Below are 24766 nucleotides of genomic sequence, written 5' to 3'. Positions count from 1 at the left end.
CGACCCAACTGTGCGATAGCGCGGAACCGGACCGCCTCCAACCGCGCGATCCCCTCCGACGCCGCCACCGCGACATCCACAACATCCTTATCCCCCAACGAATCCAGCGAACCGTTGACCTCCTTCAGCACATCCGACTCGGTCATTTCCTTGAGTAGCGCCACAATGGCGTTAGAAGTATCCACACACAGAACCTACAACCGGCCACCGACAGTTTCGGATCACAGAGAGATCAATCGAGATCGAGCAACCCCGCGGCACCGTTTTCCAGCTGTCGCGCGATTTCCGCCGATCGCGGCAACATTGTTGCCTCATAAGCCCGAACAGCCTCGCCGATACTGGCGGAGCCTGCCAGCGCGAGAGCGAGGTCGCACGCGTCGAGCATGGCCAGGTTGACGCCGACGCCGAGCGGCGGCATCAGGTGGGCGGCGTCGCCGAGCAGGGTCACCCACGGCATGTGCTCCCACGTGTGCGGGACGGGCAGGACGTACAACGGGCGATCGACGTACGGGCCGTCGTTGTCGGTGATCATCCGCAACATCGAGGGCGACCAGCCGGAAAACGCATCGAGCAGCCGGCCGCGAACCTCCGAGTTCGACCCGATCCAGTCCGCGGGCAGGCGTTGGATGATGTAGACCCGGATGTGGTCGCCGCTATTGCGCTGGGCGAACAGGCACCGATCGCCGTCGGCGGCCATCGCGCTGCCCTGGCCGACGAGTTCGGCGAGTTCGGGGTGCGCGTTCTCGACGTCGTCGAACCAGGCCTCCAGGAAGGTGATCCCGGCGTACTCGGGCACAGCGGCCGAAACCGCCGGGCGGACCCGCGACCAGGCGCCGTCGGCGCCGATGACCAAATCCGTCTCGACGGTCGTTCCGTCGATGAACCGCAGGCGCCCGGGGGCCTCGACCCGATCCAGCGTCCGTCCCCAGTGGACAGTGTCCGGCTCCAGCGAGTCAAGGAGCAGACCACGGAGCTGACCGCGGTCGATCTCCGGTTTGAACATCTCCCCTTCGGCAGGCACATGGTGCTCCAAGAGACGCCCAAGGGGATCCAGTTTGCGCATCTCTTGCCCCTCGGGACGGGCGAGTGCGAAGAACTCGGCGAGCAGGCCGGCTTCTCGCAGGGCCAGCTGCCCGTCGTCGGCGTGCAGGTCGAGGGTGCCGCCCTGATTACGGGCCTGGGGATGCGGGTCTCGGTCGTAGACCGTCACGGGAATGCCGTGTTTCTGAAGGATTCGAGCACAGGTCAGGCCGCCGGGACCCGCTCCGATGATGCTGATCGTCATGGCCCCAGAAAAGCAGAACGAGTGAAAAAGTGCAACGAGTCAACTTAGTGACTGTGACAACTCATGCGGTACAGTGCGTTCATGGAGACACCGGGACGGCGTGAACGCAAGAAGGCGGCCACCCGCCAGGCGCTGGCGGACGCCGCACTGAAGTTGTTCCTGGAGCGGGGCTACGACGAGGTGAGCATCCGCGACATCGCCGAGGCGGCCGACGTGTCGACCACGACGTTGTTCAAACACTTCCCCGGCAAGGAAGCGCTGGTCTTCGACGAGTCCGAAGACCGGGAAGCGAACCTGATCGCCGCCGTGCGGCAACGGCCGGAAGACCAGGGCGTCGTCGAGGCGCTGCGCGAGTACGTGCTCGCCACATGGCTGCCGCTCACGGCACATCCCCAGTACGCCGGGTTCACCGCGCTGGTGAGCGGCACCCCCGCGCTCCAGGAGTACGGCGAGCGCATGTGGACCCGGCACGCCAAGGCCCTCGGCGCCGCCATCGCCGAGGACGTCGGCGTGGACACCGACGACATCGCCTGCCACGCGCTCGCGCGATTCGTACTGGACATTCCGGCGCTCACCCGGGGCAGGCGGGATCCGCGGAAGGACGTCGAGCGGATCTTCGACCTGCTCACGGACGGCTGGCGCTAGTCCTCTTCGGGTCGGGAGCCGCGCAGCGAGCCCGGATGTGCCTTGGCGGACGGATCCTTGCGGGTCTTGAGCAGACTCGCCACCGTCACCACGACGAGGATGCCGATGATCACCGCGAGGCTCACGGGCGTCGAGATCTCCGGGACGCTGTCGTCGATGTCCACGTGGGCCCAGTGCAGGATCAGCTTGATCCCGATGAACCCGAGGATGATCGCGAGCCCGGCGGACAGGTACACCAGCCGATCGAGCAGGCCCTTGACCAGGAAGTACAGCGCACGCAGGCCCAGCAGGGCGAAGGCGTTGGCCACGAAGACCAGATACGGCTCGTCGGTGACCCCGAAGACCGCGGGGATCGAGTCGAGCGCGAACAGCAGGTCGATCCCGCCGATCGCGAGCAGCACCACCACCAGCGGCGTGCCCACCCGCTTCCCCTCGACGCGGGTGAACAGCTTGCCGCCGTCGTATTCATTCGACAGCGGCAGCAGGCGGCGCGCGGTCCGCACCACCACGTTGTTCTCGACGTCCGGATCTTCGTCGCGATGCCGGAAGAGCTGGATGCCGGTGTAGATCAGCAGCAGCCCGAACAGCAGGAACATGAAGGAGAACAACGAAAGCAGCGTGGCACCGAGTGCGATGAAGATCGCGCGCATGATCAGCGCGACGACGATACCGAAGGTGAGCACCTTGTGCTGATGTTCCTCGGGTACCGCGAAGGTCGTCATGATGATCACGAAGACGAACAGGTTGTCGACCGACAGGCTTTTCTCGACGATGTAACCCGCGAAGTACTGCTGTCCGAAGTCGCCGCCGTGCGCGAGTGTCAGCCAGACGCCGAACGCCACCGCGACCAGGATGTAGCCGACCGACCAGGCCACCGCCTCGCCGAAGCCGACCTTGTGCGGCCGCACGGCCGCGAGGACGAGGTCGAGTGCCAGGAGCCCGAGCACCAGCCCGATCGTGACGATCCAGGTGAGGCCATCGATCTGGAGCATCCGCACCCTGTCTTTCCTTCGACGGCAGGTGAGGAGGATCTTAAGTGCGGCTCGTCCGGTCCGCATGCGCATGACCGGGCGCCGCGTCCAGCAGCGCGGAGAGCGCGGTCTTGAGCAGCGGGTGGTCCGCGCTTCCCCGCCGGACCGCGGCGAACACGCGGCGCAGTGGCGGCTCGCCGCGCAGCGGGACGGCGACCGCGCCGGGAACAGCGGTGAAAGCGTTGCGCGGCACCAAAGCCACACCCTCGCCCGCGGCGACCAAGGTGGTGATCGCGTGGAAATCGTCGGAGACGTGCCGGATCTCCGGATTGGCGCACGCGATCATCAGCACGTCTCGGCAGGGATTGCCGGGCTTCGGCGCGATCCAGTCGTCGTCGGCGAGTTCGTCGATGTCCACTTCGGACGCTTCGGCGAGCCGGTGCGCGGTGGGCAGCACGGCGTCGAACGGCTCCACGTACAACGGGAACCGGGTGAGCCTGCTTTCATCCGTTCGTGGCGAGAGCCGGTACTCCTCGGTGATCGCCAGGTCGATCTCGCCGTCGAGCAGCAGCGGGATGCTCGCATGCCCCTCGACGTCCTGCACCTGGATGGAGACCCCTGGCGAACCGGCACGCAACGCGGCGATCGCCGGCGCGACGACCATCGTGATCGCGGAGGCGAAACTCGCCAGCCGCACCATGCCCTGGACACCGGAATCGAGCGCGGCCAGCGTGGCCCGCGCCCGTTCCAGTTCGGCGGCGACGGCATTGGCGTGCACCACCATCAGTTCACCGGCGGGCGTCAGCGAAACCCGGCGCCCTCGGCGGCGAAGCAGCTGCTGGCCGCACTCGGCTTCGAGGGCGGCCAGCTGCTGGGAGACCGCGGACGGCGTCAGGTGCAGCGCCTGGCCCGCCGCCGTCACGGTGCCGTGGTCGGCGAGGGCGCGCAGTACCCGCAGCCGTCGCGGATCGATCATTCGTCCATCATGGACCTTGCTGTCACGAACGCGTCGACGGCACGGTTCACGTCTTCCGTCGAATGCGCCGCCGACATCTGCGTCCGGATCCGGGCCTTGCCGTGCGGGACCACCGGGTACGAGAACCCGATCACGTAGATGCCCTGGTCGAGCAGCAGATCCGCCATCTTCCCGGCCTTGGCCGCGTCGCCGATCATCACCGGGATGATGGGGTGCTCGCCGGGGAGCAGGTCGAAACCGGCCTCGGTCATCCGGCGCCGGAACAGCTCGGTGTTGGCGCGCAGCTTGCCCAGCAGTTCGCTGGAGGAGTCCAGCAGCTCCAGCGTGGCGAGCGCGGCCGCGGTGATCGACGGCGCGAGCGAGTTCGAGAACAGGTACGGGCGCGAACGCTGCCGCAGCATCTCGACGATCTCCGCGCGGCCCGAGGTGTAGCCGCCGCTCGCGCCGCCGAGGGCCTTGCCGAGGGTGCCGGTCAGCACGTCGACCTTGTCCTGGACGCCGAACAGCTCGGGCGTGCCGCGGCCGGTCGGACCGGTGAAGCCGACGGCGTGCGAGTCGTCCACCATCACCAGGGCGTCGTAGCGTTCGGCCAGCTCGCAGATCTCGTCGAGCGGGGCGAGGTAGCCGTCCATCGAGAACACGCCGTCGGTGGCGATCATCCGGTACCGAGCGCCGGACGCCTCCTTCAGCCGGGCTTCCAGGTCCGCGACGTCGCGGTTGCGGTAGCGCATCCGCTTCGCCTTGCAGAGCCGGACGCCGTCGATGATCGACGCGTGGTTGAGCTCGTCGGAGATGATGACGTCCTGATCGGTCAGCAACGTCTCGAAGAGCCCGGCGTTGGCGTCGAAACAGGAGCTGTAGAGGATCGTGTCCTCGGTGCCGAGGAACTCCGAAAGCTTCGCCTCGAGGTCCTTGTGCGGCTGCTGCGTCCCGCAGATGAACCGCACCGACGCCATGCCGAAGCCCCACCGGTCCAGCGCCTCTTGCGCGGCCTTGACCAGCTTGGGGTGGTCGGCGAGGCCGAGGTAGTTGTTGGCGCAGAAGTTGAGGACGTCGCCGCCGGCGACACTGACCGAAGCCCGTTGCGGCCCCTGGATCACCCGCTCGCCCTTGTACAGCCCGGCTTCCCGGATCTCGGCGAGTCCGGCCTTGAGGTCGTCGCGCATCGCGCCGTACATCAGTTCTCCGTCCAATCCAGAATGACCTTGCCGCAACGGCCTTCCCTGGCCGTCGCGAACGCCTTCTCGTACTCGGTGTAGCCGAACCGGTGGGTGACCACCGGTGAGATGTCCAGCCCTGCCTGCAGCAGCACGGACATCGAGTACCACGTCTCGAACATTTCGCGCCCGTAGATCCCCTTGATCTGGATCATCTTCAGCACGACGGCGGCGATGTCGACCGACACGTCGGAGGCGGGCAGGCCGAGCAGCGCGACGCGGCCGCCGTGGGACATGTTCGCGATCATGTCGCGCAGCGCCTCGGGCCGCCCGCTCATCTCCATGCCGACGTCGAAGCCCTCGGCCATGCCGAGCCGCTCCTGCGCGTCGGCGATGGTCGAGGTGGAGACGTCCAGCGCGAGGTCGACGCCGACCTTGCGGGCCAGTTCCAGGCGGTGCTCGCTGACGTCGGTGACGACGACGTTGCGCGCGCCCGCGTGGCGCGCGATGGCGGCGGCCATGATGCCGATCGGGCCGGCGCCGGTGACCAGCACGTCCTCGCCGATGACCGGGAACGACAGCGCGGTGTGCACGGCGTTGCCGAGCGGGTCGAAGATCGCGGCGATGTCGAGGTCGACCTTGGTGCGGTGCACCCAGGCGTTCATCTCCGGCAGGACGGCGTACTGCGCGAAGGCACCATCGGTGTGCACGCCGAGGCCCTTGGTCCTGGCGCACAGGTGACGCCGCCCGGCCTTGCAGTTGCGGCAGCTTCCGCAGACCAGGTGGCCTTCGCCGCTGACCAGGTCGCCCACCTTCACCGTCGTCACCGACCGGCCGATCTCGACCACCTCGCCGACGAACTCGTGCCCGATGACCAGCGGCGCGGCGATGGTGCGCGCCGCCCAGTCGTCCCAGGAGTCGATGTGCAGATCGGTACCGCAGATCCCGGCGCGCAGCACGCGGACGGCGACGTCGCCGGGGCCGACGGCGGGGTCCGGCACGTCGGTGAGTTCCAGCCCGGGTGCTCGGTCGGCTTTGACCAATGCCTTCATGGCGCGAAGTCTGGCCCGGCCGTGCTGTTCAGTCCATCGCGAGTTTCTGAAATCCCTCGTTAGAGCAACTTCACAAGGAGCCCGGCACCCGGACGGAAACGAAGTCCGGCCGCGGTACGACTTCGAAGCCGATCGACCGGTACAGGCGGATGGCCGGGGTGTTCGTCGCCGCCGCGTGCATCATCGGGCGCTCGCCGCGGGCCCGGATCCCGGCCGCGACCGCGCGGACGAGCCGGGTCGCCAGTCCTTGGCCGCGATACGCCGGGTCGGTGCAGACGGCGCTGATCTCGGTCCAGCCGGGTGGGCGCAGCCGCTCCCCCGCCATCGCGATCAGTTCGCCGCCACGCCGGATTCCCAGATATGTCCCCAATTCGATGGTCCGTTTCCGGAACGGCCCGGGTTTGGTCCGCTCGACGAGGTCCAGCATCTCCGGGACGTCGTCCGGCCCCAGCAGGACGGCTTCGGGGTCTTCGGCGGCTTCGAGCGCGACGTCGACCAGCCGGACCCCGGCGATCCTGCCGAGGATCTCCCAGCCGTCCGGGACAGGCAGTGCGGTGTGGACGGTGACCGTCGCCCCCGGACCCGCCAACGCGGCGACGTCGGCCCACACGCCCTCGTCCGGTTCGGGTGGCAGGGCGAAGAACGGGGCGACGTCGACCTGGTAGCGCAGGACCTGGCCGAAGCCTTCGGCGAAGTGGGCGTGCGGCCCGGTCAGCGACTCCCAGGCCGGGTCGTCGAAAGGGATGGCCATACCGGATCCGACATCGGCGGGCCGCCGTTCATTCCCGCTCCCACATCCCGGACACGGCAGGCCGGGATCGATGACATCGTGGTCGTCGCGATCGGCCCGCGTCCGGGTTACGGTGGCCGTGATGAGGGACGACGCCGGGCAGGACGCAGTGGACGCCACACTGCTCGACGCCTTCCGTGCCGGCGACATCGCCGCCGGCGAAGCGCTGTTCCGGCGGCACGCCGAGCCGCTCCGCCGGATCGCGGCGGGCTGGGTCGCCGAACCCGCCGAACGGGACGACCTCGTCGCCGAGGCCTTCGTGCGTGTCCTGAGCGTCATTCGCGCGGGCGGCGGCCCGCGAGAGAACCTCCGCCCCTATCTCGCGGTCACCATCCGGAATCTCGCGGCCAAGTGGAGCCATCACCACAAACGGGTCGAGTTGTACGGCACGACCCCGGCGGTCGAACAGGCCGCCGGGGCCGTGGACGCGGAGGAACTGCTCATCAGCCGCTCGAACGCCCGGTTGGCGTGGCGCGCCTATTGCGCGCTCCCCGGCCGCTGGCGGACCGTGTTGTGGCGGACCGAGGCCGAAGGAGACTCGCCGAAGGTGGTGGCCCCGCTGCTGGGCGTGTCGCCCAACGGTGCCTCCGTCCTGGCGTTGCGGGCCCGCGAAGGACTACGCCAAGCCTTCCTCCAGGCGCAGGTCCCCGATGCGGGCACGCCGTGCTGCCGGGAAGCACGGCGCCGCATGGGCGCGTGGCTCCGCGGCGGCGTGCCGGGCCGCCGGGCGGATCTGATCGCCGCGCATCTGGTGGACTGCGAACCCTGCCGGACCGTCGCCACCCGGCTCGACGAGATCAACCGCGAGATGCCGCCGGGAGTCCGCGCCGTCTCCGCCTGAGCGGATCAGCCGGGGACCGGCGCGCCCTCCCCCGCGATCCGCAGCGCCTCCACCAGTTCGCGATACAGCGTGTCGGTGGCGAGCAACTGTTCGTGGCTGCCGCTGGCCCGCACGCGGCCGTCCTCCATCACCACGATGGTGTCCGCGTCGATCACCGTGGACAGCCGGTGCGCCACGGTGACCACGGCCCCGTCGCGCGCCAGCCGGCGGATGCAGTCGTGGATCGCGCTCTCGGTCCGGCCGTCGACCTGCGCGGTCGCCTCGTCCAGCAGAACCACGTCCGGCGTGCGCAGGATCGCCCTGGCCAGCGCGATCCGCTGACGTTCCCCTCCGGACACCGACGTCGACGAAAGCGGGGTGTCGAGGCCGTCGTCGAGTGCGGCGATCTTGTCGCTCAGCCGGACTTCGCCGAGTGCCCGCCGCACCTCCTCCTCGGTCGCGTCCGGATGGGTGCAGAGGACGTTCTCCCTGATCGTCCCCGGCACGATCGGCGTCTCCTGCTCGACGTAGGCCAGCCGTGCCCGCACGTCCGCGTACGGCAGGTCCGCGTACTCACGCCCGTCCAGCAGCACTGAACCCGACTGCGGCAGCACGAACCGCATGATCAGCGACAGCATCGTGGTCTTGCCCGCCCCTGACGGCCCGACGATCGCGGTGTGCCCGCGCCTCGGGATCTTCAGCGACACGTCCCGCAGTGCCGGATCGCCGCCGTAGCTCACGGTCACCCCGCGCAGCTCCAGTACCGGGCCGTCCTGCCCGTCCGCGGTCTCCGGCGCCTTGGCCGCCGTGTCCTCTTCGATCTCCAGCGCGTCCATCTCCCGGATGCGCCCCGCCGCCGCGATGCCCGCCTGCAACGTGGTCATGTTCTGGCTCAGTTCGGTGATCGGCTCCATCAACGCGAAGGCGTACAGCAGGAACGCGATGAGGCTCGACACTTCGAGCAGGCCCGCGCCGACGCGCCAGGCGCCGAGGCCGAGGATCACCAGGATCGCGCCCTGGATGCCGGTCCACGCCACCACCCAGGCGACGGCCTCCCGCCGCACCGCGCGGATGCCGTGCACGGTAGCGGCTTCGGCGTCGACCAGGACCCGCTCGGACTGCCGGTCTTCGGCACGGCTGGCCTTCACCGTGCGGATCGCCCGCAGCGCACCCTCGAGAACGCCGCCGAGACGGCCCACCCGGTCCTGCGCCTTCTCCTGTTCCTTCGCGATGGCGGGCATGAGCCACGCGAACAGCGCGATCACCACGAGCACGGCGGCCACCGTCGTCGCGAGCAGCACCGGGTCGAGCACGCTCATCAGCACCAAGGTGCCGATGAGCATCACGACGCCGTTGATCAGCCCGATCACGCTGGACGACGCCGCCTCGCGCAGCAGCACGGTGTCCGAGGTGACGCGGGTGACCAGTTCCCCCGTCGGCCGTTTCGTGATCGCCGGGATCGTCGCGCGGAAGAACCGCCGCACCATCGATTCCCTGGCCTGCAGCACCACCCGCTCGCCGACCGTGCCGAGCAGGATCCATTGCGTCAGCCAGATCACCGAGCCGACCAGCATCAGGCCGAGCAGCGCCAGCACGGGCCCGGCCAGCGTCGCCGACGAGCCCAGCGAGTCGAGCACCCATTTCGTGACCATGGGCGTCGCGAGACCGGTCGCGGAGCCGAGCAGGGCGAGTACCAGGCCGATCGCGAGTGCCCCCTTGTGCGGCCGCGCGAACGACCACAGCACTTTCAATCGTGGAGTATCCATGGTTCTCAATGGAACATGCGTGTTCTAAAATCGTCAAGCGAGTTCCATATTGGCGAGCGAGGTACGGTACCGGCCATGAGTGAGGGTGTGGTCACCGAGACGGGTGTCCGGGCGAGGACCCGGCGCGCGATCCTGGACGCGGCCATCGAGAAACTGACGAAGCAACCGAGCGCCACGCTGGCCGACATCGCGGCGGCCGCGAACGTCGGGCGCACCACGGTGCACCGGTATTTCGCGGAGCGCTCCGACCTCATCGACGCCATCAGCCACGACGCTCTCGACAAGGTCTCCCAAGGCACGCGGCGGGCACGGCTCGACGAAGGCCCGGCCCCGGCCGCGCTGGCGAGGTTGTGCCAGGAGTACTTCGAGTTCGGCGACGTCTTCCAGTTGCTCTTCACCATGCCGGATCTGGTGACCCGCCCCGAATGGCAGGACGAGAGCGAAGACGACCGGTCGCTGCTGAGGCTGATCGAGCGTGGGCACGCCGAGGGCACGATCGACCCGGCGATGTCGAAGGAATGGCTGCTGCAACTGTTGTGGGCCCTGCTCTACACGGGATGGGAAGCGGTGCAGGAGAAGAAGACACCGAAGCACGAAGCGCTCAGCTTGTGCCTGCGCAGCCTGGAAAAGGTCATCGCGGCCGGCTGAAATCCTCCGAAGTGATGACGCGCGGTCGCGCCCGCTTCGAAGATCCTTGCCCGGTGATGGAAAAAACCGGTGCGCGCCCGGAAGCCGCCAGGATCGCCCTCATCGGCGGTCTCCTGGTCTTCCTCGCGGCACCCGCACTGTTGCTGGCGACCGGGAACGGCACGATCCAGCCGTCCGCGGACTCGGACAAACGGCTTTCCCTTTGGGGCGCGGTGATTCCCGCGCTGGCGGGGATCCTGCTGGTCCGCGCGATCCCGCTCCGCGTACCGTCGTTGCCCGCCGAGGTGGACGACCGCCGCGCCCTGCGCCGTCAAGCAGGTGCCTTGGCGATCATCGCCCTTGTGTGGCCACTGGCGTTGTTCCTCGTGTCCATTACGGGACAGCAGGTCCTGGTCCGCGACATCTGGGGGCTCGCCAAGCCGCTCGTATTCCTGGTGCTGCCGCTGATTCTCCTGCGAACCCTGCGCCCGCAAGGGAAACCGGATCCGTTCCGGCTCACGTGGCGCCCCCGGCAGACGTGGCAATGGCTCGCGCCGATTCCCGCGGTACTCGTGTTCGGCTGGCTCTACGTCCTCGGCCCGTTCGCACCGCCGCTGCCGACCGCGGAGGACTACCCGGATCCGGTGTACCTGGCGGTGGTCGCGACGCTGACCTTCTTCACCGCGAACGTGCTCGAAGAGGTCTTCTTCCGGGGCATGCTGCAGACCCGGCTGGAGGCGCTTTTCGGGCGGTGGCCGGGAATTCTGCTGACGTCGCTGCTGTTCGCGTGGCTGCACCTGCCGACGCACGGGCAGGGATCACTGCCGCTGACGCTGGGCGCGATCGTGGCCTTCCAAGGGTTCTTCGGCCTGTTCACCGGCTACCTGTGGTCGCGCTACCGCAACCTGTGGGCACCGATCGCCGCGCACACCGCGATGAACACCGTGCCCCTGCTACTGATGTGACGCGGCGCGAGGTAGTGGGTGTTATTGAGAGGTAAGGCAAACGCGACGTGATGGAGCCGGCGCGCTCTTGACTGTCCATAGAGGACACGAAGAGAGAGCGCAGTGCCCGATTTGGGTGCTTTGTGCGGCTTTGTGGCCGGGTCGTGAGTGGCAATGAGCGTTAGAACGCTCATTGCCACTCACGACCCTCCCGCAGAACTGCACATAGGTGCATCAATCGGGCATTCAGCCGCCAAGGGGTGTCCCTTATGGACATTCAGGGGCCGCCCGCCCCCGCCGGACAGTCGGCGATGCCCGGCTCGAAGCGCCAAGAGCCATACCGACCAGCGGCAACCGACTTTGCCGGGGCCCTGACCGCCAGGGTAGCGAAGGAGGCCCTCACGGACCGCTGAGTGTCTATGTCTCCCCACTCGACTGATTCGCGTGCGTTCGACGAAAGGTCGTGTCCGAGGCGAACTCGCGACGATGTAGGGATCGGGACACTGAACGTCCCGATCCCTACATCGTCAGCACCGGCACAGGCTGGCGACTACTGACCTGCTCCTCGACCCGAATCACTCACGGACAGAGGAAGTCAGGCGCCGATGGTCGCCGCGTCGATGACGAACCGGTAGCGGACGTCGCTGTTCTCGACCCGGTCGTAGGCCACGTTCACCTGGTCGGCCGAGATCGTCTCGATCTCGGCGCCGATGCCGTGCTCGGCGCAGAAGTCGAGCATCTCCTGGGTCTCGGCGATGCCGCCGATCATCGAACCGGCGAGCACCTTGTTGCCGCCGAGCAGCGAGAAGGCGTTGTAGGACAGCGGTTCGCCGGGCGCGCCGACGTTGACCATGGCTCCGCCGACCCGCAGCATGCCGAGGTAGGAGTCGACGGGCAGCGTCGCCGAAACGGTGTTGAGGATCAGGTCGAAGCGGCCGCGCAGCGTCTGGAACGTCGACGCGTCACCGGTCGCGAAGTAGTCCTTCGCGCCCAGCTTCAGGCCGTCTTCCTGCTTCTTCAGGCTCTGGCTGAGCACGGTGACGTCGGCGCCCATGGCGACCGCGATCTTGACCGCCATGTGGCCGAGCCCGCCGAGGCCGACGACGGCGACCTTCTTGCCCGGTCCGGCACCCCAGCGGTTCAGCGGGGAGTAGGTGGTGATGCCCGCGCACAGCAGCGGGGCGGCGACGTCGAGGCTGATGCCTTCCGGGATCCGGCAGACGAAGCCGTCCTTCACGACGATCTGGCGGCTGTAACCGCCGTAGGTGTTCTCGCCGTCGAAGCCGACTCCGTTGTACGTCTGGATGTTGCCCTTGAGGCAGAACTGCTCGGTGCCCGCGAGGCAGTACTCGCACTCGCCACAGGAGTCGACCATGCAGCCGACCCCGACGCGGTCTCCGACCTGGTACTTCGTGACGCCGGAGCCGACCGCGGCGACGACGCCGGCGATCTCGTGGCCGGGCACCATCGGGAAGATCGCGCTGCCCCAGTCCTCCTTCACCTGGTGGATGTCGCTGTGGCAGATCCCCGCGTACGCGATGTCGATCAGCACGTCGTCCGGACGCAGGTCGCGACGCTCGATGGTCGTCGGCGACAGTGCGGCGCCCGGGGACGGCGCGGCGATGGCGTGCGTGGTCGTCGTCATGAAACCCTCCGAGAAACAGTGAGACCATGTAAGAGGTCACTTACAACTAGCGTAAGAGGCCTCTTACATATTCCGCGACCGGGACGGTGTGATCCACGACATGGGCGGCAAGTACCATCACGGCGACCTCCGCGCCGAACTCGTGCGGGTCTCGCTCGACTTGATCGCCGAACAGGGACCGGGCGCGTTCTCCGTCGCCGAGGTCGCCAGGCGCGCGAAGGTCAGCCCCGGCGCGCCGTACCGGCATTTCCCGACCAAGGAAAGCCTGATGGCCGCGACCGCGACGAGCGTCGCCTGCCAGCTGGCCGACAAGGTGCACGACGCCGTCGAAGCCGAGAGCGAGCCCGTCGCCGCGCTCGCCGCGGCCGCCGGCGCGTACACGGAGTACCTGATCGAACGCCGGGCCGGGATGAACGTCATCTACGCCGACGGGCTGCAAGGCCCGGAGCACGCAGACCTGCACGAGCAGACCCGCCGCCTGACCGACCAGTTCGTCATGCTCTGCCTCACCGTCGCCGATCGGCCACAGGACGGGCTGGAACTGATGGAGCAGTTGTTCACCCAGGCACACGGCTACGGCACGTTCTACCTGGACGGGGTCTTCACGAAACAGGGCTATTCCACGGAAGTCGTCGTCCGGAAGTCGGTCGAGGCGGCCCGTGCCGCCATCGAGGGCCGCACGAAAATGTGACGTGATTCACGTCCGATTTGTCCGATTACCGGGGCTCCCCGCGCCGACAGGATGCGAAGCGCAATCCTTTCGACAACGAGGAGAAACGCGTGAGCATCGGGCAAGACGTCGGTTCCTGGCGGGAACTGGGCCGACATACGAGCACTTCGGTGGTACTGGCGGGTGGCGTGCTCGTCGGCGCGATCACCATTTATGTGGCGGCGAGCCTGCTGCCGACGGCGGTCCAGGACATCGGCGGACGGCCGCTGTACGCCTGGACCATGACGGCGTTCCTGGTCGCCGAGGTCGTCGCGACCATGGTGGTGGGTCAGACCCTTTTCCGCTTCGGCGGCAAGGGTTCCTATTTGATCGGCTTCGGCGTCTTCGCCGCGGGCTCGGTGTTGTGCGCGGTGAGCCCGTCGATGCCGGTCCTCCTCGTCGGCCGCGGGATACAGGGGCTCGGCGCCGGTCTGCTGACCGGACTGGGTTTCGCCCTGATCCATTCGGCACTGCCGCCCCGGCTGTGGAGCCGGGGAAGCGCCCTGATCTCCGCGATGTTCGGGGTCGGCAACTTCGCGGGCCCGGCGCTCGGCGGGTTCTCGGCACAGTTCGGCTCGTGGCGGTCCGCGTTCGTGGTACTGGCCGTGGTGGCGGCCGCACTGGCGGTCTTCGTGCCGCGGGCGCTTCCCCGCGGTGGACGTCCGGCGCAGGCGCCGCCGGTTCCGGTCGTGTCGCTGTCCTTGATCGTCGGCGCGACCGGAGCGGTGAGCATGGCCGGGATCCTGTCCGGCACGCTCGCGATGGCGGCCTTCATCGCGCTGGGTCTCGTTCTCGTGGCCGCGTTCCTGGCGACGGAGAAGCGCGCGGTGGCGAGCGTGCTGCCCGGTTCGGTGTACCGGCGGGGATCGCGGCTGCGGTGGATCTACCTGACCATCATGGTGCTGGCGTCCGGTGTCTCGGTGGAGACGTTCTTGCCGCTCTTCGGCCAGCGACTGGGCGGACTTCCGCCCGCGGCAGCGGGGTTCTTCGCCGCCGCGCTGTCCTTGGGCTGGTCGGTGAGCCAGCTCGTCAGCGCTTCGGCTCGTGAGACTCGGCGGCTCGTGCTCGCCGGACCGGCCTGTCTCGCCGCCGGATTCGTCGTGCTGGGTCTGCTGCAGACAGAACAGCCGTCGCTGCCCGTCGTTCTCGCGTGGCTGCCGGTGCTCTTCTTCGGTGGCATGGGAATCGGCATCGCGATGCCCCATCTGTCCGTCGCCGCGATGACCTCCGCACCGGACGGCGAAGGCGGGAAGGCCGCTGCCGGGATCGCCACGATCCTGACGATGTCGACCGCGTTCGGCGCGGCGGTCGCCGGTCTCCTGGTCAACCTCGGCGGTCCTTCGGTGCTCACGTCGGCGAGATGGCTGTTGTTCGGCTTCGCCGCCATCTCCACTCTCGGCCTGTTCACCGCACGCCGCGCGGCCTGAGTCAGCTCCGGGAGCGCTTCCCGCGCACGCGTGGAAGCGCTTCCGGGCAGCCGCCGTCGCAACGGATATGTGCCCAGACGATCTTTCCGCCGCGGACCGGCTCACGCCGGACGCCCCATTGCACCGCCACCCCGTCGACGACGAGCAGCCCTCGCCCGCGGGGATCCTCGATCTGCGAACAACGCGCCCTGGGTTGTTCGACGCTGACGTCCGCGACCTCGATACGGACAGCGCACGGTGTCACGCCGCGCCACAGCTGGATGTGGCGTGCGCCACCTCCGTGCACGTAGGCGTTGGCGACGAGTTCGGTCGCCGCCAGCAGGACGTCGTCACGATGCCCCTCGCCGAGATCGGGAAGGCATCTGACGACCCAGGCTCGCATGTCGGGCAAGGCCCGAGGCGTGGTGGCCCGCAGGTCGAGCACCCAGGTCCCCGGCACCGGATGCTCCGCGACGCTGATCATGGAGCCACCCCTCCCGTTGCACGCGGCCTCCCTGCTGAAGTCGCACAATCGGGTTACCCAAAACGGGCGAGGATCAACCCGTGACGGGGATCATCGGGCCGCGATACCCTCCAGCACCGTCGTGACCACTGCTTCCGTACCCGGCGAGGTGGTCACTGTCGGCCCATGCGGGAGCAGGCCGGCGAGCACTGTTTCGTGGCAGACCCCGACCAGCATCGCCGCCGCCGCTTGGACATCACCGGCCAGTCTGCCGAGTTCCTTTTCCGCGCACAGGTATTCCGCGAGGCGGTCCCGCCAGGACTCGGTGCCCTCGCCCAGTTCTCCGTACCGCGCGAGCACGGCGGGGCGGGCGAGCAGCCCGGCGAACGCGGGCAGGATCTCCTTGTGCAAAGCCAAACCGTAGGACAGCTGGGCCCGGAGATTGGCCTCGACCGTACCCGAACCGGGCGCGGGCAGCTCGCCGAGCCCGGCTTCGACCCTTCGCACGTGTTCGGCCAGCGCGTTGGCCAGCAACTCTTCCTTGTCGGAGAAATGGTTGTACAGCACGCCGTCGGCGACCCCGGCCGCACGCGCGATGGCGCGGACCGTGAGTTCCGCGGTGCCGTTGGCGGAAATCAGGTCCGCGGCCGTGGCGATCAGGTGCTCGCGCAGGCTCCGGCCGTCTTCGGTGTGGCGCAGGGCCGCCGCTTTCCTCGGTGACATCGGGGCTCAGCCGCGCGCGGAAGCCGTGACCAGCCACGCCGCGCCGCGCAGCCGCACACCGCCCGGTCCGTCGAAAGGCCTGAGCGCGCCCGAAAGAGCTTCCCGCGCACCGGCCGCCGCTTCGGCTCCGGCCTGGTCGAGGTGATACTTGACCGGCCCCCAGCCGGCCATGAAACCGGCCGCGTCGGGCACGTCGCTCCCCCAGACCTGATCGGCCTCGACACGCGTGCAGACGACGTCGAGGAATCCGGCGTCGCCCAGCACCGAGCGGACCCGCGCCGGATCGGCGAAGGACGTCGGGCCGGTTCCGTCTTCGCCGGTCGGGGTCGGCAGAAACGGTGCCAGCGCGCCGAAAACGGCACCCAGATCGGTTCCGGCGAGTTCGGTCATGCACAGGAACGCGAGCCTGCCGCCGGGCCGCAGCGCGCGGCGCACGTTGGTGAAGGCGACGACCGGATCGGCGAAGAACATCACCGCGAACCGGCTGAGCGCGACGTCGAAAACGTCTTCACCGAACGGGAAGACCTGGACGTCCCCCTGGTCGAACACGACGTTCGCGACACCTTCTGCCTCCGCACGGGCCCGCGCCGTGGCGAGCATCGGCGCGGACAGATCGATCCCGGTCGCGCCGCCGAGCGGGGCACGGACGGCGGCGAGCCGGGTGACCTGCCCGTTGCCGCAGCCGATGTCGAGCACCCGGTCATGCTCGCCGATCCCGGCCGCGTCGAACAGGAATTCGTTGAACCCGCTGTTCACCGCGTCGTAGCGTTCGTCGTGCTCGGCCCAGTGCCGTCCCTCGTAGCCGTTCCACGCTTCCGCCTGAGCGGTGTTGACGATGCCGGACATCCCGGAACCTCCTCCGTTATGAACACGAGTTCATGAACATGTGTTCATAGTGAAGGAGGACCGGCCAGGGTGTCAAGCGACGACGGTGAACTCGGCGGTGCGGACCTTGTCCCCGTGCTGGAAGTCGAGGAAGAGCCGGTAAGTGCCGCCGGTCGGGACTCCCGCGAAGAACGTGACCGCGGGCCCGGCCGCGGTGTGCCCGTCACCGGGTTCGCCGTCCGGGTGGACGTGCAGGTACGCGAGGTCGCCGCCGCGCAAGGCGACCAAATGCCCGTAAGCACCGAGATACGGCTGCAAATCGGTGACTTCACGGCCGTTTTCGGTGACGGTGAGCGTCACCTTCGACGGCTTGCCCGGCGTGAGTTCGCCGTCGAGTTCGACCCGGTATCCGTCGACCTCCGCGACCCGCGAGGGCGCGTACTCGACGGGACGGAAATCCCCGGCGGCGAAGAGGTCGGCACCCAAGGTCGTCGCGGCCCCACCGCTGGGCTTGAAGTCGGCGAAGACGCGGTAAACCCCCGCCTCACCGACGGTCAGCGGCACGGTCCAGGTGCCGTCCTCGCCCAGTTCCGGGTGGACGTGCTGGAAGCCCGCGGTGTCGCGGCGGACGACGATGAGATGCATGCGCTTCTCGTGTTCGACGTCGTAGGCCGTCACCGGCGCCCCGTCGGGACCGAGGACCCGGAAGGTGAACGGGCGGGTCATTCCCGCAACGAGCATCGTGGTGGCAGGCGCGAGGGTGTAGCCGCCTTTCGTCGACGCGAGCCCGGCGGGTTCGTGGTCGTGCATGCCGTGGGCGTCGTGCGTGTTCATCGTGCGCGTCCTTAGTGCGGGTGCCACCCGCGATCGTGGAGCAGGCTCGGGCGCCGCTCTCACCATCACCTTACATACCCCCCTTGGGTATGGGCGAGCGACGCTGGTCACATCGAGGCGGAAGCCAGCCAGGCGTGGTCACGACCCGATCCGGCGCCACGGGCAGCTGCGAAGTCCTGGTCCCGAAACCGAATCCGACGAGCCCGCCCGGGCAGACCGGCACCGCACCGGGCCCGCCCTGGGTCCGGGATTCGCGCCAGGCGACCGGGTCCAGCCCGACCCGCCACACCTTCCAGAACGGCGCCCCTTCCCGATGACCGGTGCAGGAATCGCCGCCGGGGACGCCTTCGACGACACAGACGTAGCGAGAATCCTCGTACGGCCCGGTTCCGCTCCCCAGTCGCACCGCGAGCCCGGACCGCTCGAGCGCGGTCCGTGCGTCGCCGGGTGAGCCGGGCACGCATCGCACGAGCACTTCGGCCGCCATGCCGACCGCGATGGTCACCCCTTCCGTTCCTTCGCAGGCACCTGTTCGCGAAACCGGGTCCACGACGGGAAAAAGGGTCACCAGGGCCATGAGCACAGACAAGATCGACACTTTTCGAATACTAGGGGTACCCGCCCGGCTGCGCTCAGTGAATCTTTCGCGGAACACCGACACGGATCACACTGCGTTTCGCACGAAAGGAGAGAATATGTCGGAAATTGGCCCATTCAGGGGGCTTGCGCATTCTCCGGCACAGGAAAAAGATGTGTTCTTCTCGTCCGCGCCACCCCATCGGGTGCGGTCGACTTTGTCCGGATGATCATAGTTCGTCCGGGTCCTCGAAAGGTTCAGAGCGTGACGCGCAGGCGCCTTACCGCATTCGTCGTTCCCCTCGTCCTCGCTGGATTCCTGCTCACCGCGGGCGGCACCGCCCAATCGCGGCAGCCATCGCAGAGCCCGGTCGACATCTCCCCCGGCGCGATCAGGCTCGATCCCGCCCAGCCGAGGCTGAACATCTCCTACGGCCATTCGGATCTCGACCTCGAATACATCCGGAAGGACGCCTCGGACACCAACGGATGCGGTACGAGGAATCACGAAGAAACCGAAGAAGCCGTGGTCAGGCCGGACACCGGGCACGTCACACTCGCCGGGGTCCGCTACGAACTCGAACAGTTCCATTTCCACACGCCGTCGGAACACCGTTTCCAAGGCCGCGCCGATCCGCTGGAAATGCATTTCGTACACCGCAGCGCCGCCGGGAAACTGCTGGTGATCGGTGTTCCCTTGCGCGCGGGCGCCGGGTCGCCGGTGGATCGCGTGCTGGCGACGCTCGCACCGGAATGCGGGGAAACGGTCGCCCTGCCGGACTTCGACCTCGACACGCTCCTGCCCCGCAACCGAAGCACGCTGCGGTACGAAGGCTCGCTCACCACCGCACCGTTCTCCGAAGGCGTGCAGTGGTTCCTGATGTCCGAGCAGACCGTCTCGCCGTCGACGATCGCGCGGTTCCAGGGCCTGTTCGGCGACGGCAACGCCCGCGCCCCCCAGCCGCTCAACGGACGACGGCTGACCGTGGTGCCACAGATCTAGTGCTCACGCGCCGACTCGGAGTGGCGAGGGAGCCTTTCCCTGCATGCCACGCGGGGAAAGGCCCCCTCGCACCAGCGTACGGCCAGGATTCAGCGCACGATCTTCCGGCGGAGATCCAGTGGGTAAGGGACTTTCTGCCGTATCTCGGTTTCGCCATCGTGACTGGACGGACGACACGCGTGATTGGACGGACGACACGCGTGTCCAGCCGGACGACATGCGTGAGGTAAGGAAGCGCGGCGGCGTTTCATCGGGATTTCATGGCTCCGCCCTACGGTTCCGGACACGGATCCGCGCTCGCGGGCCGGTTGTCCATGAGGAGACGTGCATGAGCCCGGCGAGCCGGACCCCGTACAACATGGTGCTGCCCCGGGAAGACGCGCCGAGTCCCGGGGAGCGGGACGAGGTCGTCGGACCAGGCTGGAGCTGGGCGGCGTTCTTCATGCCGTGGGCCGACGGCCGCCCGTCGCCCAAGTACCGGTGGACGTTGTTCGAAACCGCCGCCCAGGCCGTCGAGGACCTCCGCCGCTGCCTCGACGACGGCAACGTCGGCAAGCGCGGCGCCCTTTGTTCGTCCGTGCTCCGGAAACGCGGGGCACCGCGGGAACTGGTGCTGTGCGACGCCGCCGACTGGGCCTGCGTCGTCCACGAGGTCCGCGCCGGGGTGCATCTGACCGACGCCGCCGACGCCTACTTCGCGCGCTGGCGGACGAGCATGACGGGGCACCGCTTCACGATCATCAACGCCGGCGTACCGACTGTCTGGTGAGGTCCAGACCTTCCAGCGCGAGGGAACGTTGCAGGGAATCGCCGTCGGATCCGATGGTGGTGAGCACCCACTCGAAATGCTCCTTCGCCGCCACGGGATCGCCCGCGGCGAGATGGGTGCGGCCGAGCCGGTTGCGGATCTCGGACTCCATCCCGGCGATGGTCTCCTCGGTGACCGCGGTCAGCGCCCGCCGCTGGAGTTCGAACGCCGCGTCGAGATTCCCCAGTTCCAGTTCCGCGGCACCCAGGCGGGCGAGGGCGGTCGCGATCAGCAGGCCGTCCGTGGTCTCCTCGGCGAGTTCGACGGACCGCCGGAAGTCCAGCGCGGCTTCGGCGAACCTGCCGATTTCGAGCTGGACGGTGCCGATATGGCACAGCACCCTCGCCAGCATCCCCGCGCTGCCGATCTCCTCGCTCAGCTCACGGGCACGGCCGAGGTGGGCCAGCGCTTCTTCGTGCTCGCCTTGCAGATAGGCGAGATAGCCGAGCGCGGACAGCGACCGTTCGGCCAGCCAGCGGTCCCCCACCTCGTCGGCGAGGATCATCACCCGCCGCGTGCCGGGGATGGCGAGATCGTGCCTGCCGGCGATCAGATCCGCCATGGCGAGCCCGCCCAGCGCCCGAGCCTCCACCCCGCGGTCGCCCGAGGCCTGGCCCGCCCGCAGCGCGTCGTCGAAGCAGCCGCGCGCCCGGTCCAGCTGCCCCTGCGAGGCGTAGGCGTAGCCGAGGCAGAACCGCAGCGACGACACCAGCCGTTCGTCTTCGGCCTGTTCCGCCAGCGGCAGCGCGATCTGCAGGGCCGTCCGGCATTCGTGGTACCGCTGCTGGCGCGCGAGATAGTCGACCAGCCCCTCGGCGATCGAGCACGCGAGGCCGTCCAGTCCCGCCTCCGCCGCTTGGGTGACCACCTCCGGCAGATCGCCGACGGCGTCGAGCCAGGCGGAAGCGTCCCGTTGCCCAGTGAACGCTCCCCCGGATTCCAGCGGGAACCGCGCGACACCCCATTCACTCGCCCGGCGAGCGGCGCTGAGATACAGGCCGTACACCCGTTTCCGCGCCGCGTCGGCGGCGTCTTCGGGCATCTCGCCGGCCAGCCGCCGCGCGTAGACCGCCACCAGGTCGTGCAGCCGGTAACGACCACTCGCCGGTTCCTGCACGAGGCTGGCGTCGACCAGACTTTCCAGCTGCCGCTCGGCTTCGGCGGGCGAGGAGTCCAGCAGGGCGGCGACCGAAAGCCGGTCGAATTCGGGAGTCGGTGACAGGCCGAGCACCGTGAACGCGTTCTGTTCGGCAGGCCGAAGCTGTTCGTAGGACAGGCGCAATGCCACTTCGACGCTGCGGTCCTCGGCGGTCAGCTCGCCGAGCCTGCGCTCGTCGTCCGACATCCGGTCCACCAGATCCTTGAACGTCCACATAGGACGGTTCTGCAGCCGGGCACCCGCGATCCGCAACGCCAGCGGCAGCCGCCCGCACAGTCCGGCGAGCGCGCGTACGGCGAACCGTTCGCCCTCGGCTCTCGGCGCCCCCACGATCCGGCCGAGCAGCTTCTCCGCCGCTTCGAGGCCCAGCGCGCCAAGGGAAACCCGCCGGTCGGCGTCCAAACCGGACAGACGGCGTCGGCTGGTCACCAGCACGCGGCTACCCGGACCGGACGGCAGCAGCGGCCGCACCTGCCCGGCGGATTCGGCGTTGTCGAGCACCAGCAGCAACCTCAGCTGCGAGGTCGCCGCCCGCCACGACGCGGCCAGTTCGTCGAGATCGTCCGGCATGGCGCCGTCTTCGACACCGACCGCGCGCAGCAACCGCCGCAACACACGCTCCGGCTTCACCGGCTCGCGGCCTTCGGTGTAGCCGTGGAGATCCACGAACAAGGCACCGTCCGGATAGGACTCACGAAGCCGGTGTGCCGCGCGCACCGCGAGCGTGGTCTTGCCCGCGCCGGGAACGCCGTCGACGGCGTCCACCGAGACCGACTCCGGATCGCCGTCCTCGACGAGCAGCGCGAGTTCCCGGTCCCTGCCGACGAGTTCGCCGTTGGTGGCGGGCAGTTCGTTGCGGATCCGGCGGGACGGCTCACGGCGCGGCGTGACACCGAGGAGCGTCTCGTCCCCGCGCAGCACCGCTTCCTGCACCTGCCGCAGTTCCTCACCCGGCTCGACGCCGAGCTGCTCGATCAGCCGCTCGCGGACGTCGGTGAACACCTCCAGCGCCTCCGCCTGCCGCCCGCCGCCGTAGAGCGCCCGCATCAGCAACGCGGCCAGCGGCTCGCTCGGCGGATCGGCCGACACCAGCGCCGACAGCTCGCCGATCACCTCGTCGAACCGCCCGAGTTTCAGCTGGGCCCGCAGTTTCCGGCGCAGCAGCAGAAGCCTGCGTTCCTCCAGCCGTCGCCGCTCGCCCTGGACGAACGCGCCCGGCAGCCCCGTCAGCGGCTCGCCGTGGAACAGCCGGAGCGCGTCAGCGAAGGTGTCCACCGCGGTGACGAGGTCGTCGGCCTCCTCGGCGGCGGCCGCCACGACGGCGATCTCCTCCAACCGCACCACGTCGAGGCGCACCCCGCCACTGGCGAACCGGTAACCGCCGCGATCGGACACGATCACCGAGTCCCTCGGCTTCTGCCCGGAGGTGTCCAGGCATTGCCGCAGCCGCCGGACGTACACCGGCAGCACATTGGACTCCGGCGGCTTTTCCCAGAGCCCGTCGGTGAGTTCGTAGTGGCTGACGGTCACGTCCGGGCGCAGCAGCAGCGCGGCCAGCACGGCCTGCTGCCGGACCGGCCCCAGGTCCAGCCGGGTCTCCCCGTGCCAGGCCCGCAACGGGCCGAGTAGTTCGAAGCGAAGTCGCGAGTCCGGCATGATCCCCCCATCGTTGCGCATCAGCCCGGCACCACGATCCCGTGGTCGAACGCGTACACGATCGCCGCCGCCCGGTCACGCAGCTGGAGTTTGGTGAAGATCCGGCCGATATGGCTTTTCACGGTCACCTCCGAGATGACGAGTGCCGCGGCGATCTCCGCGTTGGTCAGGCCGCGGCCGATCGCCCGGAGCACGTCCTGCTCCCTCGGTGTCAGCAGTTCCGGCGAACGTCCGCCGCTGCCGTTCCCGGCGGCCTGCCGGTACGCGGCGAGCACCCGGCCGGTGACCCCGGGGTCGAGCCACGCGTCACCCGCGGCGACCGCCCGCACGGCCCGGATCAGGTCTTCGGCCGGGGAGTCCTTGAGGACGTAACCGGCGGCGCCCGCCCGCAGCGCGTCGGCCAGGAGGTTGTCGTCGTCGAACGTGGTCAGCGCGAGCACCGGCGGATGGCCGCCGGACCGCCGCAGCCTGCTGGTCGCCTCGACGCCGCCGACGTTCTTCATCCGCAGGTCCATCACGATGACGTCGACCTCGTGCGCGGCCAGCGCCCCTGGCACTTCCGAACCGTCGCCGCATTCCCCCGCGATGACGAAGCCGTCGCGACGCCGCAGGATGCGCCGCAGCCCGGACCGGACCAGCTCCTGGTCGTCGACCAGCAGCACCTGGATCTCGGCGGCGGTCACGGTTTGGCTCCCGGCACGGTGACCTGCACGATCCACTGCCTGCCACTGGGCCCGGCGCTGAGATCGGCGCCGAGCTGGGCCGCGCGGACGGCCATCCCCGCCAGTCCCGAACCGTCCTCGGCCGAGCGCCGGACATTCGAGGCGAGGGTGTTGCTGACGATGAGCTTCACGCCGGACCGGCCGGCGTTCAGCCGGACCTCCGCGGTCGCCCCGGGGGCGTGCTTGACGACATTGACCAGTGATTCCTGCACGATCCGGTAGAGGCCCAATCCTTCCGAGGCGCCTACCCGGCCGAGGTCGCCTTCCTGTGTATAGCGCACCGCGAGTCCGGCGCTGCGGGTGCGTTCCACCAGCGTCGCGATGTCCTCCACACCCGGCAGCGGGGCGCTGCCCGACGGGGAGTCGGCGAGCAGGCCGACCGTGCGGCGGATGTCGGCCATCGCGGCACGTCCCACCTGCTCGGCCTCGGTGAGCGCTTCGATCGCCTCGTCGACGTCGCGGTCCTGCTGCAACGCGTGCCGAGCTCCGGTCAGATGCAGCAGCGTGATGCTGAGCGAATGGCCGACGACGTCGTGCACCTCACGCGCGATCCGCTGGCGTTCGGCGAGCAGGGCCTTGTCACGGGAGGCGTCCCGGTTTCCGCGTTCGGCGTCGAGCACCCTCGTGTACCAGCGGACCATGAGCCCGCCGCTGAGACCGAGCAGGATCGCGACCATGTACACCGGCCCGCCGATCAGCCCGCCCCAGATCCCGGCCACGACCAAGACCGCCTCGCTCGCGACGGTGACGAGGGCGATCCCCCACGTCGTCCGCAGGACACTGCCCGCTTCGGTGGCCGCGACCAGCAGCAGCAACGGCGCGAAATCCGGGAGCACCGGCTCGATGAGCAGTACCGAGGCGGCGATGATCAGCGCCGTCATCCGCACCCACGGCATGATCCAGTCGGTGATCGTCCAGATCACCGACGGCGCGATCACGATCAGGCCCGCCAGCGCGATCGGCTCGGGCGGCAGCAGCGCGTCCCGCTGCACGAGCGCGACGGCGGTGAACACGAAGCTCACCGCACTGGCGCACAGCGCCCCCCACCACGGCAGGGTCAGCCCGGCACGGGTGAGGCTCGCCTGCACCCGTGCCCGGAACCGGTCCCGCAAGATCCTCAGCACGGCATCAGCCTAGGAAGTCCCGGTGAGCGCGTCATCGTGCGGCGGGCGGCAACCGTCTCCGCCCACGGTAGGAGGCCGAA

General features: G+C 68.9%; 24 protein-coding genes and 1 pseudogene. 8 read left to right on the top strand and 17 right to left on the bottom strand.

The window, feature by feature from the left end; translation table 11 throughout:
* Positions 1–185, bottom strand: a pseudogene (locus DMH03_RS40635) (HNH endonuclease); the annotation flags it as partial.
* A 47-nt stretch (positions 186–232) separates the two neighbouring features.
* Positions 233–1285 carry an NAD(P)/FAD-dependent oxidoreductase gene (locus DMH03_RS40630; protein ID WP_125797318.1) on the bottom strand — a complete coding sequence of 351 codons (1053 nt, stop codon included), beginning with the start codon at positions 1283–1285 and terminating at the stop codon, positions 233–235.
* A gap of 81 nt (positions 1286–1366) precedes the next feature.
* Here DMH03_RS40630 and DMH03_RS40625 point away from each other — a divergent pair, with 81 nt between their 5' ends.
* Positions 1367–1930, top strand: a complete 564-nt coding sequence (locus DMH03_RS40625; protein WP_125797317.1) for a TetR/AcrR family transcriptional regulator — start codon at positions 1367–1369, stop codon at positions 1928–1930.
* Here the strand turns inward: DMH03_RS40625 and DMH03_RS40620 are convergent.
* From DMH03_RS40620 to DMH03_RS40600, 5 genes are all read right to left on the bottom strand, one after another.
* Positions 1927–2922 (bottom strand): TerC/Alx family metal homeostasis membrane protein, encoded by a 996-nt coding sequence (locus tag DMH03_RS40620; RefSeq protein WP_125797316.1) that lies wholly within the window; start codon positions 2920–2922, stop codon positions 1927–1929. The genes DMH03_RS40625 and DMH03_RS40620 overlap by 4 nt on opposite strands.
* Before the next feature lie 40 nt (positions 2923–2962).
* Positions 2963–3877 carry a LysR family transcriptional regulator gene (locus tag DMH03_RS40615; protein ID WP_125797315.1) on the bottom strand — a complete coding sequence of 305 codons (915 nt, stop codon included), beginning with the start codon at positions 3875–3877 and terminating at the stop codon, positions 2963–2965.
* The gene (locus DMH03_RS40610) at positions 3874–5055 is read right to left on the bottom strand and encodes a glycine C-acetyltransferase (RefSeq protein WP_125797327.1); all 1182 of its coding nucleotides are present in this window, start codon (positions 5053–5055) and stop codon (positions 3874–3876) included. Before DMH03_RS40610 ends, DMH03_RS40615 begins: the two co-directional genes overlap by 4 nt.
* The gene (gene tdh / locus DMH03_RS40605) at positions 5055–6086 is read right to left on the bottom strand and encodes an L-threonine 3-dehydrogenase (RefSeq protein WP_125786379.1); all 1032 of its coding nucleotides are present in this window, start codon (positions 6084–6086) and stop codon (positions 5055–5057) included. The genes DMH03_RS40610 and tdh overlap by 1 nt, the downstream gene beginning before the upstream one ends.
* Before the next feature lie 70 nt (positions 6087–6156).
* Positions 6157–6837 (bottom strand): GNAT family N-acetyltransferase, encoded by a 681-nt coding sequence (locus tag DMH03_RS40600; protein ID WP_125797314.1) that lies wholly within the window; start codon positions 6835–6837, stop codon positions 6157–6159.
* Positions 6838–6958: 121 nt separating this feature from the next.
* On the opposite strand from DMH03_RS40600, the gene DMH03_RS40595 reads away from it, so the two are divergent.
* A complete protein-coding gene (locus DMH03_RS40595; RefSeq protein WP_125797313.1) occupies positions 6959–7717 on the top strand; it encodes a sigma-70 family RNA polymerase sigma factor in 759 nt (252 codons plus the stop codon).
* A gap of 5 nt (positions 7718–7722) precedes the next feature.
* On the opposite strand, the gene DMH03_RS40590 is transcribed toward DMH03_RS40595, so the two are convergent.
* A complete protein-coding gene (locus tag DMH03_RS40590) occupies positions 7723–9462 on the bottom strand; it encodes an ABC transporter ATP-binding protein (RefSeq protein ID WP_233611879.1) in 1740 nt (579 codons plus the stop codon).
* Positions 9463–9537: 75 nt separating this feature from the next.
* Here DMH03_RS40590 and DMH03_RS40585 point away from each other — a divergent pair, with 75 nt between their 5' ends.
* The gene (locus DMH03_RS40585; RefSeq protein WP_125797312.1) at positions 9538–10110 is read left to right on the top strand and encodes a TetR/AcrR family transcriptional regulator; all 573 of its coding nucleotides are present in this window, start codon (positions 9538–9540) and stop codon (positions 10108–10110) included.
* Positions 10111–10166: 56 nt separating this feature from the next.
* A complete protein-coding gene (locus tag DMH03_RS40580) occupies positions 10167–11054 on the top strand; it encodes a CPBP family intramembrane glutamic endopeptidase (RefSeq protein ID WP_233611881.1) in 888 nt (295 codons plus the stop codon).
* Between the two features lie 574 nt (positions 11055–11628).
* On the opposite strand, the gene DMH03_RS40575 is transcribed toward DMH03_RS40580, so the two are convergent.
* Entirely contained in the window at positions 11629–12678 is a 1050-nt protein-coding gene (locus DMH03_RS40575; protein ID WP_125797310.1) for an NAD(P)-dependent alcohol dehydrogenase, read from the bottom strand.
* Positions 12679–12766: 88 nt separating this feature from the next.
* Here DMH03_RS40575 and DMH03_RS40570 point away from each other — a divergent pair, with 88 nt between their 5' ends.
* On the top strand, positions 12767–13369 hold the full coding sequence (locus DMH03_RS40570) for a TetR/AcrR family transcriptional regulator (protein WP_125797309.1): 603 nt from the start codon (positions 12767–12769) through the stop codon (positions 13367–13369).
* Between the two features lie 89 nt (positions 13370–13458).
* The gene (locus tag DMH03_RS40565; protein WP_125797308.1) at positions 13459–14814 is read left to right on the top strand and encodes an MFS transporter; all 1356 of its coding nucleotides are present in this window, start codon (positions 13459–13461) and stop codon (positions 14812–14814) included.
* A gap of 1 nt (position 14815) precedes the next feature.
* Here DMH03_RS40565 and DMH03_RS40560 read toward each other — a convergent pair whose 3' ends face one another.
* From DMH03_RS40560 to DMH03_RS40540, 5 genes are all read right to left on the bottom strand, one after another.
* On the bottom strand, positions 14816–15277 hold the full coding sequence (locus DMH03_RS40560) for an ATP-binding protein (RefSeq protein WP_125797307.1): 462 nt from the start codon (positions 15275–15277) through the stop codon (positions 14816–14818).
* 90 nt (positions 15278–15367) lie between these two features.
* On the bottom strand, positions 15368–15979 hold the full coding sequence (locus DMH03_RS40555; RefSeq protein WP_125797306.1) for a TetR/AcrR family transcriptional regulator: 612 nt from the start codon (positions 15977–15979) through the stop codon (positions 15368–15370).
* Positions 15980–15985: 6 nt separating this feature from the next.
* A complete protein-coding gene (locus DMH03_RS40550; protein ID WP_125797305.1) occupies positions 15986–16825 on the bottom strand; it encodes a class I SAM-dependent methyltransferase in 840 nt (279 codons plus the stop codon).
* 72 nt (positions 16826–16897) lie between these two features.
* Positions 16898–17638 carry a DUF748 domain-containing protein gene (locus DMH03_RS40545; RefSeq protein ID WP_233611877.1) on the bottom strand — a complete coding sequence of 247 codons (741 nt, stop codon included), beginning with the start codon at positions 17636–17638 and terminating at the stop codon, positions 16898–16900.
* 70 nt (positions 17639–17708) lie between these two features.
* Positions 17709–18236 carry a hypothetical protein gene (locus DMH03_RS40540; protein WP_125797304.1) on the bottom strand — a complete coding sequence of 176 codons (528 nt, stop codon included), beginning with the start codon at positions 18234–18236 and terminating at the stop codon, positions 17709–17711.
* Between the two features lie 243 nt (positions 18237–18479).
* On the opposite strand from DMH03_RS40540, the gene DMH03_RS40535 reads away from it, so the two are divergent.
* Together DMH03_RS40535 and DMH03_RS40530 are read left to right on the top strand one after the other, a co-directional pair.
* Positions 18480–19217 carry a carbonic anhydrase family protein gene (locus DMH03_RS40535; protein WP_158633163.1) on the top strand — a complete coding sequence of 246 codons (738 nt, stop codon included), beginning with the start codon at positions 18480–18482 and terminating at the stop codon, positions 19215–19217.
* A gap of 328 nt (positions 19218–19545) precedes the next feature.
* Positions 19546–19986, top strand: a complete 441-nt coding sequence (locus DMH03_RS40530; RefSeq protein WP_125797302.1) for a hypothetical protein — start codon at positions 19546–19548, stop codon at positions 19984–19986.
* On the opposite strand, the gene DMH03_RS40525 is transcribed toward DMH03_RS40530, so the two are convergent.
* Genes DMH03_RS40525 through DMH03_RS40515 form a run of 3 tightly spaced genes read right to left on the bottom strand, consistent with a single transcriptional unit; the run spans position 19958 to position 24686 of the window.
* Positions 19958–22861: a BTAD domain-containing putative transcriptional regulator gene (locus DMH03_RS40525; RefSeq protein ID WP_125797301.1), complete on the bottom strand. Its 2904-nt coding sequence runs from the start codon at positions 22859–22861 to the stop codon at positions 19958–19960. The two genes, DMH03_RS40530 and DMH03_RS40525, sit on opposite strands and share 29 nt — an antisense overlap.
* Positions 22861–23523 (bottom strand): response regulator transcription factor, encoded by a 663-nt coding sequence (locus tag DMH03_RS40520; protein WP_125797300.1) that lies wholly within the window; start codon positions 23521–23523, stop codon positions 22861–22863. The genes DMH03_RS40525 and DMH03_RS40520 overlap by 1 nt, the downstream gene beginning before the upstream one ends.
* Positions 23520–24686, bottom strand: coding sequence for a sensor histidine kinase (locus DMH03_RS40515; RefSeq protein ID WP_125797299.1), 1167 nt, complete (start codon positions 24684–24686; stop codon positions 23520–23522). Before DMH03_RS40515 ends, DMH03_RS40520 begins: the two co-directional genes overlap by 4 nt.
* Between the last annotated feature and the right edge of the window lie 80 nt (positions 24687–24766).

The sequence above is a fragment of the Amycolatopsis sp. WAC 01376 genome, from assembly GCF_003947415.1.
GTDB lineage: Bacteria > Actinomycetota > Actinomycetes > Mycobacteriales > Pseudonocardiaceae > Amycolatopsis.
This window is presented reverse-complemented; position numbering and strand designations above follow the sequence as displayed.

Excerpts from the sequence above, each read along its gene's own strand:
- DMH03_RS40595 (WP_125797313.1), top strand. The coding sequence starts at position 6,959 with ATGAGGGACGACGCCGGGCAGGACGCAGTGGACGCCACACTGCTCGAC.
- DMH03_RS40530 (WP_125797302.1), top strand. The coding sequence starts at position 19,546 with ATGAGCCCGGCGAGCCGGACCCCGTACAACATGGTGCTGCCCCGGGAA.
- DMH03_RS40550 (WP_125797305.1), bottom strand. The coding sequence starts at position 16,825 with ATGTCCGGCATCGTCAACACCGCTCAGGCGGAAGCGTGGAACGGCTAC.
- DMH03_RS40560 (WP_125797307.1), bottom strand. The coding sequence starts at position 15,277 with ATGATCAGCGTCGCGGAGCATCCGGTGCCGGGGACCTGGGTGCTCGAC.
- DMH03_RS40575 (WP_125797310.1), bottom strand. The coding sequence starts at position 12,678 with ATGACGACGACCACGCACGCCATCGCCGCGCCGTCCCCGGGCGCCGCA.
- DMH03_RS40615 (WP_125797315.1), bottom strand. The coding sequence starts at position 3,877 with ATGATCGATCCGCGACGGCTGCGGGTACTGCGCGCCCTCGCCGACCAC.
- DMH03_RS40620 (WP_125797316.1), bottom strand. The coding sequence starts at position 2,922 with ATGCTCCAGATCGATGGCCTCACCTGGATCGTCACGATCGGGCTGGTG.
- DMH03_RS40610 (WP_125797327.1), bottom strand. The coding sequence starts at position 5,055 with ATGTACGGCGCGATGCGCGACGACCTCAAGGCCGGACTCGCCGAGATC.
- DMH03_RS40580 (WP_233611881.1), top strand. The coding sequence starts at position 10,167 with ATGGAAAAAACCGGTGCGCGCCCGGAAGCCGCCAGGATCGCCCTCATC.
- DMH03_RS40525 (WP_125797301.1), bottom strand. The coding sequence starts at position 22,861 with ATGCGCAACGATGGGGGGATCATGCCGGACTCGCGACTTCGCTTCGAA.
- DMH03_RS40630 (WP_125797318.1), bottom strand. The coding sequence starts at position 1,285 with ATGACGATCAGCATCATCGGAGCGGGTCCCGGCGGCCTGACCTGTGCT.
- DMH03_RS40585 (WP_125797312.1), top strand. The coding sequence starts at position 9,538 with ATGAGTGAGGGTGTGGTCACCGAGACGGGTGTCCGGGCGAGGACCCGG.
- DMH03_RS40545 (WP_233611877.1), bottom strand. The coding sequence starts at position 17,638 with ATGAACACGCACGACGCCCACGGCATGCACGACCACGAACCCGCCGGG.
- DMH03_RS40590 (WP_233611879.1), bottom strand. The coding sequence starts at position 9,462 with ATGGATACTCCACGATTGAAAGTGCTGTGGTCGTTCGCGCGGCCGCAC.
- DMH03_RS40555 (WP_125797306.1), bottom strand. The coding sequence starts at position 15,979 with ATGTCACCGAGGAAAGCGGCGGCCCTGCGCCACACCGAAGACGGCCGG.
- tdh (WP_125786379.1), bottom strand. The coding sequence starts at position 6,086 with ATGAAGGCATTGGTCAAAGCCGACCGAGCACCCGGGCTGGAACTCACC.
- DMH03_RS40600 (WP_125797314.1), bottom strand. The coding sequence starts at position 6,837 with ATGGCCATCCCTTTCGACGACCCGGCCTGGGAGTCGCTGACCGGGCCG.
- DMH03_RS40625 (WP_125797317.1), top strand. The coding sequence starts at position 1,367 with ATGGAGACACCGGGACGGCGTGAACGCAAGAAGGCGGCCACCCGCCAG.